Here is a 14144-nt window from a genome sequence, read left to right as displayed (position 1 = left end):
GACGTGCACCGCTGTGTTCGTTCCGGGGAGGCCGGTGGGCCCTCAGGAGACGGCCTGGGCCAGACACCAGAGGGCGATTACTCCGCCTCGGCGGAGCACTCGCAGAGCCGGCCGAAGTCGTGGACCGAGGACGGCGATCCCAGCCCCGCCGGCCACTCTCCCCGGACCAGCGGGCCCGGTCCTCGGCCTACTTCGACTCGACCCGTCCGAACGCGCGGGGACCGGTCGTCAGCGCGTCACACGCCGCCTGCCACGCCGGGTCCCCGGCGTAGAGCTGGGTGCGGAGGTAGGCACAGGTGAGTCGCTGGACCGCGGACACCCGCTCCGGGTTCTCGTCCGTCGTCTCGGCGACGTCATATCCGGAGACCCCGCCGAGCCCGTGCTCTGCGTCGAACAGGGTGAGCAGTGCCTTGGAGCCCGAGGAGAGGACGTACGCATCCGTGTGCCATTCCGGGCCCCGGACGGTCAGATGCGGCGAAGCGTCCTTCTCGCCGGCGACCACGAGCGTGGGTGTCGTCATCGTGGAGAAGTCCGTGGTCGAGGCGAAGGGGAGATTCTCGGCCGCGTAATCGGTGAGGGCGTCCCCACCCCTGCCGGGTGCCGCCAGCAGTACGCCCGCCTTGATCCGGGGATCGGCCAGAGCCACTTCCGCTCCGTCGTCGGGATCGGTGACCCCCGCTCCCAGCAGCACACTCGCGGTGTGGCCGCCCATCGAGTGGCCGGCTATGGCGACCCTGGTCCGGTCCAGTCGTCCGAGGAGCTGCGGGACGGCGGCCTCGATCACGTCGAGCTGGTCGAGAACGCTGCGCATGTCCTCGGCCCGCGAACGCCAGTACAGGGGCGCACCGGGGGTGCGGGGATCGAGGTTCAGCGTCCTCGAGCTCAGATGCGTCGGCTGGATCACCACGAACCCGTGTGCCGCCCAGAAGTTCACGAGGGGGGCGTAACCGTTCAGTGAGGAGAGGTGGTTCGAGGGGCCCTGCCCGTGCGAGAGGAGGATGACCGGCAGGTCGCTCCCTGTCATGGGCGCGGAGACCCGCACCTCCAGGTCCACGGCTCGTCCCGGAGCCGGCAACACCACCGGGCTGACCGACAGGACGGGGGCGGGGGAGTCGAAGGCGTCCGCCGCGTGGGTCGATTCACTCATGCGCATGTCCATTCGAAATCGATGCAATGGCCTCCACCGCAGGTCCGGTCCGCCGGGCGTGGGCGGGCAGAGGTGTCCGGCCTCAGCGACGCTAAACCGGACCGTTGTTCCGATTAGAATATGGAGCAGCGTTCCGTTTTGTCAACGGCTGTCAGAGGAGAGCGCGGGTGCGCCGCGGGTCAGCCGTAGAGCCGCGCGACCCGCAGCGGACTCCGGTCGGAGTGCACGGCCGACGGCTGCCGCGAATCCCAGGCCACATGTCCTTCGACGAGGGTGGGGAGGTCGCGCCCTGCTCGTCGATGCCACGGAAGCGCGGTGCGCCGGGCCATGCGGGTGCCACGGGCTTAAGCGGGACGCTGACGAAACCTGTACGTGCCGACGCGGGGCGGCGCCCGGCGGCGCCGACACGCACGACGGGAACGACCGATCCGCCGGGCAGGGGCGTCTCGGCCCGGCCTCGTGCACGATCTCCACCTCAGGTGCTCGACGGAAACGCGGCCTCCGGGCGGCCTGATCCACGCATGCGGGGGCACACGCGTTCCAACAACAGAAGGAGCAACGTCATGCTGGGTATAGCCGCGGCAGTACTGTTCTTCATCGCCTTTCTGATCAACGCCGCCGACATAGCGACGAACGACATCTTCGCCTCGACGAATGTCATGCTCATCGGCCTCCTCCTGCTGGCCCTGCACGTCGCAGGCATCGGCAACGGGCGGCGTACCGGCCGGCGGTGACCGTGTCCCCGGCGTGCCCTGCCCGTTCGGGGCGGCGCACGCGGGGGACCGGGCGCCGGGGACAATGGCCCCATGCGCATCCGCCCCGTGAACGTCGAGGAGCTTCCGCTCCTCCAGGACATCGAGCGAGCCGCCGGACAGTGCTTCCGTGACGTCGGCATGCCCGAGATCGCCGAGGACGAGCCGCTCCCAATCGGTGAACTGGGGCGCTACCTGAGGGACGGGACGGCCTGGGTCGCCGTCGATCCGGCGGACGCTCCAGTGGCCTACCTCATCGCCGAACCCGTGGACGGGAACCTCCACGTCGAGCAGGTGTCGGTCCACCCGGATCACGCACGTCGCGCTGTCGGCCGCGGGTTGCTGGACCATCTCGCCCGTCACGCCGCGGCCTGCGGCACGCCTGCCCTCACCCTCACCACATTCGCCGATGTCCCCTGGAACGCGCCCTATTACGCGCGCTGCGGCTTCGAACTGCTCGACGACAGCGAGATCGCCCCCGGCCTGCGGGAAATCCGCCGGCAGGAAGCCGCTCATGGACTGGACCGATGGCCAAGGGTCTGCATGCGCAGAGACCTGTGACCCCGTGCGCCTGGGGCCCCATGAGAACCGTCCCCCTACAACTCGTCGCCGAACGCCTCCGCCAGCTCACGCCATTCGGCCCGCGGCAGGCCGCTGCCGCCCTCGTCGGCGGTGAGGACCTGGAGCGCCACGTGGTCGGCGCCCGCGGCGAGGTACTCCAGGGTCCGGGTCTTCACGCGCTCGGCGTCACCCAGGGCGAAGAGCGCGTCCAGGAGACGGACGCTGCCGCCGCCGTCGAAGTCGCTCTCGGTGAACCCCAGGCGAAGCAGGTTGTCCGTGTAGTTGGGCAACTGGAGGTACATCCCCAGCATGCCGCGTGCGGTGGTGCGGGCCCGGTCGGTGTCGGTGTCGAGGACCACCGAGAGTTCCGGAGCGAGCAACGCGTCGGGGCCGAGCGCCGTACGCGCCTCCGCGGTGTGCTCCGCGGTGACGAGATAGGGGTGCGCTCCCAGCGCCCGGTCGGTGGCGAGCTTCAGCATCTTCGGGCCGAGCGCGGCGAGCACTCGGCGTCCCGGGCCCACCGGTGGGTTCGCGGCGTCGAGCCCGTCGAGATAGGCGACCATCTCGCTGTACGGCTTCTTGTACTGCGGCACCATCGGGCCGTGACTGACGCCCAGGCCGAGCACGAACCGTCCGCGCGCGCTCGCGTCGATCTCGGCGATCCGCGCCGCCACCTCCTCGGCGGAGTGATCCCAGATGCTCAGGATGCCGGTGGCCACGGTGATCGTGCGGGTGGCGGCGACGACAGCCGCGGCGTCGTCGACCGATGGACTGCCCCCGATCCAGAGAGTGCCGTACTTCAGCTCTTCCAGCTCGGCGGCCGCGTCCGCGATCGCGTTCCTGCCCGCGTCGTCCGTGCGTGACGCGTGCAGCGCACTGCTCCAGATGCCGACCCGTCCGAATGTCTCACGCGTCTCAGAAGTCATGGTGATGTCAACAGCTACCCGAACCCGCTATTCCCGGCGGCATGGGATTCACTCGAACGGGGGCAGGGGGTGGCGTCTCGGGAGGCGCAGGGCTTCCTCGGGAGCGACCGTTACGCGTACGTTCATCATGTCCTCGCTGTGGGGCCTCGTGCGGGCCGAACCCCCAGGATTGGCTTTGCGGCGTCCAGTTCGACGCAACAGACGAGGCATACATGTCCCTGAGGCACGCCGTCGCCGGCCTGGCCCTTCTGCCCGCGCTCGCTGTCCCGGCGACCGCGCACGCGGCCACGGCTCCCCACAAGCACCAACCGGTCAGCAGGGCCGCCTTCGACCTCCAGGCCCACCGCGGAGGCCTCGGACTGACCACGGAGGCGTCCCTGGAGGGCTTCGCCAAAGCGATACGCATGGGCGTCAGCACTCTGGAGCTGGACACCCAGGTCACCAAGGACCGGAAGGTGGTGGTGACTCACGACCGTCAGGTCAGCGCCCAGAAGTGCGAGGACACCGGCCCGCTCACTCCAGGCGACCCGATGTACCCGTACGTCGGCAAGTACATCAAGGACCTGACGCTCGCACAGATCAAGAGCATGGACTGCGGCTTCCGGCAGCTGCCCGGTTTCCCTCAGCAGGAACAGATCAAGGGCCACCGCATGGTCGAACTGAAGGATGTCCTCGGCCTGGTGAAGAGCTACGGCGCCAAGCGGATCAGGCTGAACATCGAGACGAAGGTGGAGGCCGGGGCGCCGGAGCAGACCGCTCCGCGCAAGCTGTTCGTGCGCCGCGTCCACGAGGAGATCCGCCGGTCGGGCATCGGCAAGCAGGTGTCCGTCCAGTCCTTCGACTGGGGGGCGCTCAAGGAGATGCACGAGCTCGCGCCCGCCTACCCTCTGGTGGCGCTGACGAACTACGACTTCCTCGAAGTGGGGAAGCCAGGCGCTTCCCCCTGGCTCGGCGGCATCGACGCCGATGACTACGACGGTGACTTCGTGAGGGCAGCGGCCTCCGTCCCCGGGGTGACCGCGCTGTCCCCGAACTACGGATTCCCGCAGAACGGGACGGTCGCTGACCCCGGCTTCCGGTTCTACCCCGACAGGAAGATGATCCAGGACGCGCACCGGCGCGGACTGAAGGTCATCCCCTGGACCTGTGACGACCCGGCCACCGTCGAGGCGCTCATGGACATGGGCATCGACGGAATCATCACTGACTACCCCGACCGCGTACGGGACATCATGGCCGCTCGTGGCATGTCTCTGCCCACGGGGTACCCGGCGCCGCGTCACTGACGAAGACGGACCGGAGACGGACCCGCTATGTGCCCCGCCGGCTGCTCGTGTGCCCGTTCCGCAGCACTCCTGCGAGGAGGAGCGCGAGCAGCCCGGCGAGTGGCACCACCAGCAGGCCCACCCGGAGACTGGTGGCGTCGGTGACCAGCCCGACGACCGGGGGCGAGGCCAGGAAGCCCAGGCGCATGAGCCAGGAGACGATGGCCAGCCCCGAGCCGGGCTTGAGGCCAGGCAGTTCGTCGGCTTCGTGCATGGCCGCGGGCACGAGTGTCGCCACGCCGAATCCGGCGGCGGCGAAACCCAGGATCGTGCCGGGTACCGAGGGCACCGCCAGCGCGAGACCCATCCCGGCTGTCGTGATCAGGCCGCCTGCCCGTGCCACGGTGCGCTGGCCGAACCGGTCGACGAGCCGGTCGCCGATGATGCGGCCGATGAACTGGGCTCCCACCAGGGCGATGTAGCCGAAGGCCGCCAGAGTGACCGACGCGTGCAGCGATCCGGACAGGTAGAGCGTCGCCCAGGAACTGCCCGCGTCCTCGACGAGGGTCCCGGCCGTCGCGATGAGGACGAGGGCGGCCAGCACGTAGACGGTGCGCCTCCGGGCCGTGGCCTCATGGCCCGCAGCGCGGTCCACGCGGCCGTCCGCCTCGGGAGCGGTGGCGGGCTCGCTCTCGGGGCCGGACAAGCAGAACCGCAGAGCGACGCACGCCGCGACCGCGAACACCACGGCGGAGACCGTCAGGTGCTGGCCCCTCGAGAGACCGAGCGCGATCGCGGCGGCGGCCATGGACCCCCCGGCGACGGCGCCGATCGACCAGATCGCGTGGAAGGAGTTGATGATGGAGCGTCCGTAGCGGCGCTGCACCCGCAGCCCATGGGCGTTCTGCGCGACATCGGTGACAGCGTCCATCGCGCCGGCCAGGAACAGTGCTCCCGCGAGGAGTGCGACCGAGTCGGCCAGGCCCGCGGCGAGAATGCCCGCACCGGTCAGCAGGGTGCCCAGCACCGCCGCCCGCGCCGAACCGAGTCTGCGGATGGCGGCGCCCGCCGCCAGACCGGCGGCGATGGCCCCCGCCGGGAAGGCTGCGACGGCCAGCCCGTACACGGCGTTGCTCATGTCCAGATCGGCTTTGATCTGCGGATATCTCGGCAGCAGGTTGGCGAAGAGGGCCCCGTTGGTGAAGAACAGCACGGCAACGGCTACCCGGGCCTGCCGCTCGGCCAGGGCAGGCCGGCTCGGCGCGTCAACAGTCATACGGAGACCATATAGTCCGAGCGTACGAACGTACACTTCCCAGCGTGCGTAGTGCACGCTTCTTCTGGCTCGCGCCGGACGTGCTTTTTTTCGGATCAGGCCGGACGTAACGGGGCGAGGCCAATGTCCCCCGCGGCGACGGCCTGGACTCGGGGCGGGGACGAGGCAGCCGGGAGGCGGAGTGATACGCGCCTCCCCGGCCGCCGCTTCGTCGGCAACGCCGCAGGTGTGCGTGCCGGACCCCGCGGGCCCGGCATGTTCCGAGCTGGAGCGGCCGGACCACCGGACAGGCGGTCGACGGCCTGGGGCCGGGCCGGGACGCGTGGGTCCTCAGCCCTTGAGCCGCGGCTACTCGGCCGCGGAACCGGCGCCGCCGACGTTCGCGGCGGAGACGGGGCTGTAGTAGACGGAGCGACCCTGCTTGGAGCGCTCCAGGAGTCCGTGCGCGACCCCTTGCTCAAGGGTGTTGCGGACCACGGTGACCTGGGTCGTCCGCTGAGGGTGGGCCTCACTCAGGGCGGCTGCCACCTCGGCGGCGGACCTCGGCTCCCTCTGATCCGCGAGATAACCCGTGACCAGCTCGCGCCACGTCGGCTCCCCGGCGTTCTTGGGCGCCGCGGTCCGGTCGGGGGTGGACGTCTGCTTCTCGGCCCGAGTCTTCGAGCCGCTGCCGCTCTTCTTGGCCGCGGTCCTGCCCTTGGCGCGCCGCGCGGCCGGGACGGCGGCCGCCGGCTTGTCGGCCTTGGCCTTCGCCTTGCTCGCAGCGGGCTTCCCGGTGCCGCCGAGGACCTCTTGCATCTTGACCAGGATGCGCTCACCCTCCTCCAACTGGATGAGCTCGTCCTGCAGTCGGGTCAGCTCGGTGCGCGTCCGGTCCTGCTCACTTCGGTTCGCCGCGAGATCGTCGGTGATCCGCTGTGCGTAGTCTGCGCTGATGCCGGATGTAGGAGTGTTTTCGGACATGCAGTCCTCGTCTTTCGCTGTGTGTCTCACATACCTAGACGGCTGATGCTACCGACACCGACGCGGGCAACCCCTCGGCGGATACCGAATTACCACGGATACGGGCCTCGTCCATGTGCTCGAACGCGGGGAGCCGGAGCGTACGGCCCCCGGTGAACGGACTTTCCGTACCGCCGTGGCTGCACGAGGTTGGCCCGAAGTTGTGCCTGGAGGAATGCGATCACCAGGTACCGGGCCTGGATCGTTCGTGGCTTCCCGACGTGACCAATCCGGTGACACACATCCGCAGTTCACGCCCAAATCGCTCCGTAGGAGTGAGCGAAGCCCACCGGACGCGCACATCGCGCCGTTGCTCTCTGGTGGGGGCCGGTTTCGCCATGTAGCGTCAGTGTCAGATGTCGTGGTTCGCCGTACCTGCCCGCGCTTCGGTGCGGGCGCTTCGCTGTATCGGTACGGACTCACGGCGCCTCCGGGACCGCGAGGTGCGGATCCGGATATCAAAGGGAAGGCACCAGCATGGCCAGCGGAACCGTCAAGTGGTTCAACGCCGAAAAGGGTTTCGGCTTCATCCAGCAGGACGGCGGCGGGCCGGACGTCTTCGCTCACTACTCCGCCATCAACGCGACCGGCTTCCGTGAGCTCCAGGAAGGCCAGGCCGTCACCTTCGACGTCACCCAGGGCCAAAAGGGCCCGCAGGCGGAGAACATCACGACTGCCTGACGGCGCAGGTCGGGATCGCCCAGGCCCTCGGGGAGCACGACCCGGGGGCCTGGCGTTTCGCACACGCCCAACTCGCCGGCACCCGCCACGCTCATCGAGGAGTCAGCACGTGGAGTCAGACGACGGTGCGGGGAGCGGCGATCACCAGGCACAGGTGATCGTGGTGGGCGCGGGGCCCGCGGGTTCGGCGGCGGCGCTCCACCTGGCGCGGGCCGGGGTCGACGTACTGCTCCTCGAGAAGGGCAGGTTCCCCCGGGACAAGGTGTGCGGGGACGGTCTCACCCCCCGAGGTGTGCAGCAACTTGTGCGCATGGGCGTCGACATCGACGCTCCCGGCTGGATGCGGACCAAAGGCATGCGGTGGGTCTGCGGAGGGCGCCAGGCACACATCGACTGGCCTCGCTCCGGCAGCCACCCGGACTTCGGCCTCACCCGCTCCCGGCACGACTTCGACGACATCCTGGCCCGGCAGGCCGTGGCCGCCGGAGCGCGACTGTGCCTGGAGACCAAGGCGACGGGCCCCTTGACCGACCGTGCCGGCCGCATCATCGGCGTGAGTGCGGTCGCGGGAGCCGACAAGCAGCCGAGGAACTACCACGCCCCCGTGGTGATCGCGGCCGACGGCGCCTCCGCCCGGACCGCTCTCGCCATGGGCCTGGAGCGCGACCCGAACAGGCCGATGGCGACCGCCGCCCGCCGGTACTACCGCAGCGAGGCCCGCACCCATGACCCCTACCTGGAGCTCTGGGCCGACTTCCTCTGTTCCCGTACCGGCCGTGACCTGCCGGGTTACGGATGGATCTTCCCGCTCGGCGACGGCCGTGTGAACGTCGGCCTGGGTGCGCTGCCGCACCGCGGTCACGGATCCGTGGATCTGCGGGCCACCATGGACCGGTGGCTGACCCGGGTGCCCCAGCACTGGGATCTGCGGGAGGAGAACGCCGACTCGCCACTGCGCAGCGCCGCGCTGCCCATGGGGTTCAACCGCCGACCTCAGTACCGTCGCGGTCTGCTCCTGGTCGGCGACAGCGCGGGCATGGTCAGTCCATGGAGCGGTGAGGGCATCGTCCAGGCCATGGAGGCGGGCGAGGTCGCGGCCGAGACAGTCGCTCTCGCCCTGCACCGTCCGGTCGGCCCCGGGCGTGAGCAGGCTCTGCACCAGTACGCGAGTGAGGTGAACCGCCGCTGGGGGCGCTACTACCGGCTCGGTAACACCGTCGCAGAGCTGGTGCTCTCCCGCTACGGGTACCGGCCGCTCCTCAGCCGCCGTGTCATGGCCTCGCCCGCTCTGGTGCACACCCTCGCCCGGCTTCTGACGCACGGAAGCGACGCGCCTTCCGACGACCTGATCGACACACTCGTCCGCGGCATCGTACGGATGGTCCCGGCGCCCGGCCGGCGCGCGCGGGGGCTGGGCGCGCCGCGTTCCCGGTGACCGCGGCACATCAGGGGTATCCGCAAGGGACGTAGAACGAGCGCGCACCCGTGAGGAGCCGTCATGACCACATTCGTCATCACCGTGCCGGGCACATTCGTCACAGACATCACGGAATCCCGCCGTGCGTCCCTGGAGCGCAAACTGGGCGCCCAGCACACGGACGTGAGCGAGAAGGAAGGCCTCGACCTGCTCAGCCTCGGCGATGACGCGACCTTCTCCATCCGGCTGGAAGTCGACGCGCCCGACAGGTACGAGGCGGAAATGGACGCGGTGCGCCTCGTGTCGGCCGCCCTGCGGGAGACGGGCTTCGCCGAAGAGGACGCACCGCTGGGACCGCCGGCCGTCACCGGGATCGACAGCGACCTCTGATCACCCGTCACGGCGCGGAGCGGGCGCTGTTCATGAGGTCGTCGACGGCCATGTCCCGGACGGCGAAGGGACGCAAAACCGTACGATCGACCCATGCGAGCGACCGCGTCCCCATGGCGCACATTGACCGCCGGTGCCGTCATGGCCGTCCTCTGGACCGGCTCGGCCTCAGCCGCCGTTCCCGCCCCCACGGCCGGCCGCGGTTCGTACGGCGAGCTCCACTCACTCGCCGACCTGTCGGCCCAGCGCCTCGGCACGGCCGAACTGGTAGCCGCGGCCAAGTGGGGGACGGGCGGCCCCGTCGACGATCCCGCCCGCGAGCAGCGGGTCCTCGACGCGGCGGCGCGCCAGGCACGCGAAGTACGAGCAGATCCGGTGGCGACCGTGCAGATCTTCCGGGACCAGATCGAAGCGAACAAGCAGGTGCAGCGAGCTCTGCACAGCCGCTGGAACGCGAACCCGGCGGACGCGCCGGGAGAGACCCCGGACCTGTCCGAGGTGCGTGAGAAGATCAACCGCCTGAACCTTGCCCTGGTCCGTGGGATCGCCGTATCGGCAGGACCACGGGCGGCTCCTTCCTGCCGCGCCACCCTGACCGCCGCCACGGTGCGGGTCCGGCACGACCGGCGCCTCGAACGCGTCCGGTCGACGGCTCTGGCCCTGGCTCTGCGTTCAGTCTGCGCCGGGGCGTCGGCCGGGGCCTCGTAGCACCCAGGCGCCCCGGTCCTTCGCGTCCGCCGGCAAGCCCGCCCACAGGCAACCGCGTCCGACTCCGGACGGGCCGACGCGACATGGGCCTTCTACGGAGCGGGCTTCCGTTCGTCGGCTCTGAGGCCGCGAAGTGCCCGAAGTCCGTACAGAGCCAACGGCAGTTTGCCGATCACCCACTCGCCGGGGCGGTAGTCATCCGCGCGCACGAGCTTCGCGGCGAGATCAGGGCGCTGCCGCCACAAGTAGGCGCGGGCCTTGAGCGCGTGAGCCGGCTGAGAGACGATCTTGATGCGGTCGACGTCCTCGAGCAGCGGGATCACGTTCGTGATGTTCTCCCATGTCGTCCAGCTTCGGTCTTCGAGCAGGACTGTGCCGTCGAAGTCGAGCACCGCTGCCGCGTAGTCAGCCATCAACCGGGCCTCCGTGGCGCCACCGCTGGTCGCGCCACCGCTGAAGATCACGCGAGTGCCGATCCCGGGGTCGGCCGCGATGGAGCGGATCCCAGCACGGACTCGCCAGCGGTTGATGAAGTTCGCCGTCGCCCGGCGGTTCCGGTAACCCAGCACGACCACGGCTTCGGTAGTGCCAGTGCTGTTCCCCACGAGGGCCCGGGACCAGCGCCAGTTCACCCACTCGCCCCAGGCCACGGCTGCCGCCCCCGCTACCGCCAGCCCCGTTCTTCGTCGCATACCACGACCCTAGGACACACCGGTCACCACACAGGGAAGACACCAGCCACGCCATGAGTGACGCGCTCTCGAGCGGATCATGGACTGGTGCGCCGCGGCGGAAGGAGGCGGCGGAGGCCCCGACGGAGGACCACTCGGCCGCCGGACACCGACCGGTGACGGGGTGGGGCCCGGAGGCGGGGGAGGAGGCGGCTCCAACGCCGGCGGCGGTGGTCCACCCGCGCGCGCGGCCGGGCGACGCTCAACTCGTTGCGGCGCCGCGCGAGCGGGGAATCGTCGCGCTCATGGACGAGTCGGATGCCTCGGCCGTCGGTCATAACGATCGTCGCACGCCCGGCCGGGCAGGTCCCGGCGGTCGACCGGGGTCAGGCCTGCCCGGTGTCGAAGTGGCTGATCCTCCCGCCGGCCAGGGTGAATCGCCAGGCCGTTCGCATGGTGCCCCAGGTGTCATTGGTGAAGTCGGCCACCAGTGTGCGCCCGTTGTCCTTGACCGACTCGACCTTCATCCGGCCGTTGCTGCTGAACATCTCCTTGTCGGTCCAGTCCGCGATGTCACGTTCGCTGCCGTCGTCACTCATCGTCGCATCGTCGGTGAGTACCGCGAAGAGAGCTTCGCGGTCACCGGCGTTCACCGCGTCGATGAACTTCGCCACCGCGGGATCCAGCTCATTGCTCATCATGTCTCCGTTGCTGTACGACGCCGCCCTGCGGGCTCGGCCGAGCCCGGGGGTTCAACGAGGCGGGCGGCCGTGAGTTCCGCCGCCGGCGTGTCACGGTGCCGGCGGCGGCGTGGTGCGGTGGGTGAGGACCGTCGCGCGGAACGAGGCGACCACGGGTCGCAGGTCGGTTCGGTGCCAGGCCGCCCACAGGTACACGGATGCCTGGTGCCACGGCAGTTCACGGACTTCGACGCCTTCGGTGGTGCCATGGATCATGCTCTTCTGGATGAGCGCGAGTCCCAGGCCGGAGGCGACGAGTCCCAGGGCGGTCAGGGGGTCCGGTGCGTCCAGGCGGATGTCGGGTGTGAAGCCCGATGCCACGCAGGCGGCCACGAAGGCGTCCCGGGCGGCGGGCTCGTGGGACGTACTGACGGCGACCCAGGGCAGGCCGTCCAGGTCGTGTGCCGTGATGTCCCGCCGATCTGCGAGAGCGTGGTTCGCCGGCAGGGCCAGGAGCAGCGGGTCCTCGAGCAGCGGGGCGGCCAGCAGGTCGGGATCGTCCTCCGCGGGGGGTTGCTGCACCAGCGCGATGTCCAGGCTGCGCTGCCGCAGACCTACGAACTGTTCCTCCGGCGTCAGGCTGTAGAGGGCGACGTGGATGCCCGGGCGCTCCTGCTGCAGGGTGCGCAGCGCTGCGGGGAGCACGCCGGTGTGCATGGCGTCGGAGACGTACCCGATGCAGAGGCCCCCTTCCTCGCCGCGTCCCAGACGGCGGCCGAGGTTCTCCAGCCGGTCGGCGTGCCGTAGCAGTGCGCGCGCCTCGGTGAGGAAGACGCGTCCGTCGGCGGTCAGGCGGATGCGCTGCTGTGTGCGCTCGAAGAGGGTCAGGCCCAGGTTCTTCTCCAGCTGGGCGATCTGCCGGCTGAGGGGTGATTGCGAGATGTGCAGGTGCTCGGCGGCGCGGCCGACGTGTTCCGCCTCGGCCACGGCGATGAAATAGCGAAGTTGTCGCAGGTCAAGCATATAAGACCTCGGGGGACTCAACTCAGTCCAAGCGAGTCTTGGACAGTCTCAAGTATCGATCGTAGCCTCGAAGACGTCCAACCGGTGGACCTCGCATTCCGGACGAATCGATGTCACCCCCCGCCACCCCTCCCCGTAAGGAATCACCTCATGGCTGTCTCGCCCCTTCTGCCCGGACCGCTCGGCTTCGGCACCGCCCCGCTGGGCAACATGTTCCGCGCCATCCCCGACGCGGAGGCCGCCGCCACCGTCGAAGCCGCCTGGGACCACGGCATCCGCTACTTCGATACCGCTCCGTTCTACGGTGCGGGCCTCGCCGAGATCCGGCTGGGCGAGGTGCTGGCCGCCCACCCGCGCGAGGCATACGTCCTCAGCACCAAGGTGGGCCGCGTCGTCCTGGACGAGCCGGAGGACCCCGCCACCCGTGAACTCGGCGAGAAGGGAGGCCTGTTCGAGCACGGCCGGCCCAACAAGATGGTCAACGACTACACGGCGGACGCCACGATGCGTTCCATCGAGGACAGTCTCGACCGGCTGAAGACCGACCGCCTCGACATCGTCTGGGTGCACGACATCGCGCAGGACTTCTACGGTGACGCATGGCTCGCCCAGTACGAGACCGCCCGCACGGGCGCCTTCCGCACGCTGGAGAAGCTGCGCGCCGAGGGCGTCATCAAGGCCTGGGGTCTGGGCGTGAACCGGGTGGAGCCGCTCGAGCTCACCCTCGATCTCGACGAGCCCACCCCGGACGCCTTCCTCCTGGCCGGCCGCTACACCCTTCTGGATCACGGCCGGGCTCTGCAGCGTCTGCTGCCCGCGGCTGCCGAGCGGAACGTCGACATCATCGTCGGCGGTCCTTACAGCTCGGGGATCCTGGCCGGCGGGACGCACTTCGAGTACAAGGAGGCGCCCGCCGGGATCATCAGCAGGGTGGAGCGCATCAAGGCCCTCGCGCAGCGGTACGGCGTCGGTGTCAAGGCTGCTGCCCTGCAGTTCTCCCTGGCCCACCCGGCCACCGCCGCCGCTGTTCCCGGCGCCACCAGGCCCAGCCGTATCGCTGAGGACGTCGCCGCACTGGAGGAGCGGATCCCCGCGGGGTTCTGGACGGCGCTGCGCGAGGAGCAGTTGATCGCTCCCGACGCACCCGTACCCACCGTCTGACCTCCGGCCTCCGCACGCCGACCTACCGCTCAAGGAGAAACTCTCATGGCCACGACCACAGCATCGATTCACATTCCCGTGTCGCCCGACCGTGTCTGGCAGCTCATCGGCGGATTCGACACCCTGCCCGACTGGCTGCCGTACATCCCGAAGAGCGAGCTCGGCGAAGGCGGCAGGATCCGTAGCCTCACGAACGAGGAGGGAGGCCTGATCGTCGAGCGTCTCGAGGCCTTCGACGAAAAGGGCCGCACCTACAGCTACTCGATACTCCAGGCGCCGTTCCCGGTGACCGGTTACCTCTCGACCATCACGGTGCACGAGGACCTCGACTCCGGCTTCTCCCGTGTCGAGTGGAGCGGCACGTTCACACCGGTCGGTATCGGCGACGACGAGGCGGTCGCCCTGTTCCACGGCATCTACTCGGACGGACTCGCAGCGCTCCGGAGGACTCTCGCCGCCTGACCTCTGCCTGCGGCCACTCGGT

16 protein-coding genes are annotated in these 14144 nt (G+C 69.8%); 9 read left to right on the top strand and 7 right to left on the bottom strand.

The window, feature by feature from the left end; genetic code table 11:
* Positions 1–187: 187 nt before the first annotated feature.
* Complete coding sequence (locus tag ACIP63_RS15105; RefSeq protein ID WP_401515457.1) at positions 188–1147, bottom strand: alpha/beta hydrolase family protein; 960 nt, start codon at positions 1145–1147, stop codon at positions 188–190.
* Positions 1148–1710: 563 nt separating this feature from the next.
* Here ACIP63_RS15105 and ACIP63_RS15100 point away from each other — a divergent pair.
* Complete coding sequence (locus ACIP63_RS15100) at positions 1711–1881, top strand: hypothetical protein (RefSeq protein WP_401515455.1); 171 nt, start codon at positions 1711–1713, stop codon at positions 1879–1881.
* Between the two features lie 72 nt (positions 1882–1953).
* Positions 1954–2460 (top strand): GNAT family N-acetyltransferase, encoded by a 507-nt coding sequence (locus ACIP63_RS15095; RefSeq protein WP_401515452.1) that lies wholly within the window; start codon positions 1954–1956, stop codon positions 2458–2460.
* Between the two features lie 35 nt (positions 2461–2495).
* On the opposite strand, the gene ACIP63_RS15090 is transcribed toward ACIP63_RS15095, so the two are convergent.
* Complete coding sequence (locus tag ACIP63_RS15090; RefSeq protein ID WP_401515450.1) at positions 2496–3386, bottom strand: LLM class F420-dependent oxidoreductase; 891 nt, start codon at positions 3384–3386, stop codon at positions 2496–2498.
* A gap of 212 nt (positions 3387–3598) precedes the next feature.
* Here ACIP63_RS15090 and ACIP63_RS15085 point away from each other — a divergent pair, with 212 nt between their 5' ends.
* On the top strand, positions 3599–4672 hold the full coding sequence (locus ACIP63_RS15085; protein ID WP_401515447.1) for a glycerophosphodiester phosphodiesterase family protein: 1074 nt from the start codon (positions 3599–3601) through the stop codon (positions 4670–4672).
* A 25-nt stretch (positions 4673–4697) separates the two neighbouring features.
* On the opposite strand, the gene ACIP63_RS15080 is transcribed toward ACIP63_RS15085, so the two are convergent.
* Together ACIP63_RS15080 and ACIP63_RS15075 are read right to left on the bottom strand one after the other, a co-directional pair.
* Positions 4698–5927: an MFS transporter gene (locus tag ACIP63_RS15080; protein WP_401515444.1), complete on the bottom strand. Its 1230-nt coding sequence runs from the start codon at positions 5925–5927 to the stop codon at positions 4698–4700.
* Between the two features lie 348 nt (positions 5928–6275).
* Positions 6276–6890, bottom strand: coding sequence for a hypothetical protein (locus ACIP63_RS15075; protein ID WP_401515441.1), 615 nt, complete (start codon positions 6888–6890; stop codon positions 6276–6278).
* A gap of 516 nt (positions 6891–7406) precedes the next feature.
* On the opposite strand from ACIP63_RS15075, the gene ACIP63_RS15070 reads away from it, so the two are divergent.
* From ACIP63_RS15070 to ACIP63_RS15055, 4 genes are all read left to right on the top strand, one after another.
* Positions 7407–7610 carry a cold-shock protein gene (locus ACIP63_RS15070; protein WP_014158060.1) on the top strand — a complete coding sequence of 68 codons (204 nt, stop codon included), beginning with the start codon at positions 7407–7409 and terminating at the stop codon, positions 7608–7610.
* Positions 7611–7719: 109 nt separating this feature from the next.
* Positions 7720–9045 carry a geranylgeranyl reductase family protein gene (locus ACIP63_RS15065; protein WP_401515439.1) on the top strand — a complete coding sequence of 442 codons (1326 nt, stop codon included), beginning with the start codon at positions 7720–7722 and terminating at the stop codon, positions 9043–9045.
* A gap of 63 nt (positions 9046–9108) precedes the next feature.
* Complete coding sequence (locus ACIP63_RS15060) at positions 9109–9417, top strand: hypothetical protein (protein WP_401515437.1); 309 nt, start codon at positions 9109–9111, stop codon at positions 9415–9417.
* A gap of 93 nt (positions 9418–9510) precedes the next feature.
* Positions 9511–10125, top strand: a complete 615-nt coding sequence (locus tag ACIP63_RS15055) for a chorismate mutase (RefSeq protein WP_401515434.1) — start codon at positions 9511–9513, stop codon at positions 10123–10125.
* Positions 10126–10217: 92 nt separating this feature from the next.
* Here ACIP63_RS15055 and ACIP63_RS15050 read toward each other — a convergent pair whose 3' ends face one another.
* From ACIP63_RS15050 to ACIP63_RS15040, 3 genes are all read right to left on the bottom strand, one after another.
* A complete protein-coding gene (locus tag ACIP63_RS15050; protein ID WP_401515432.1) occupies positions 10218–10817 on the bottom strand; it encodes a YdcF family protein in 600 nt (199 codons plus the stop codon).
* Between the two features lie 365 nt (positions 10818–11182).
* Positions 11183–11497 (bottom strand): nuclear transport factor 2 family protein, encoded by a 315-nt coding sequence (locus ACIP63_RS15045; protein ID WP_401515429.1) that lies wholly within the window; start codon positions 11495–11497, stop codon positions 11183–11185.
* Positions 11498–11587: 90 nt separating this feature from the next.
* Positions 11588–12499 carry a LysR substrate-binding domain-containing protein gene (locus tag ACIP63_RS15040; protein WP_401515426.1) on the bottom strand — a complete coding sequence of 304 codons (912 nt, stop codon included), beginning with the start codon at positions 12497–12499 and terminating at the stop codon, positions 11588–11590.
* A 150-nt stretch (positions 12500–12649) separates the two neighbouring features.
* On the opposite strand from ACIP63_RS15040, the gene ACIP63_RS15035 reads away from it, so the two are divergent.
* Positions 12650–13660 carry an aldo/keto reductase gene (locus tag ACIP63_RS15035; RefSeq protein ID WP_401515424.1) on the top strand — a complete coding sequence of 337 codons (1011 nt, stop codon included), beginning with the start codon at positions 12650–12652 and terminating at the stop codon, positions 13658–13660.
* Positions 13661–13705: 45 nt separating this feature from the next.
* Positions 13706–14122, top strand: coding sequence for an SRPBCC family protein (locus tag ACIP63_RS15030; RefSeq protein WP_401515421.1), 417 nt, complete (start codon positions 13706–13708; stop codon positions 14120–14122).
* Positions 14123–14144: the final 22 nt, after the last annotated feature.

It is taken from the genome of Streptomyces sp. NPDC088746, assembly GCF_044751065.1.
Classification (GTDB): domain Bacteria; phylum Actinomycetota; class Actinomycetes; order Streptomycetales; family Streptomycetaceae; genus Streptomyces.
Note: the sequence above shows the minus strand (reverse complement) of the source record. Positions and strands in the feature narration are given on the sequence as shown.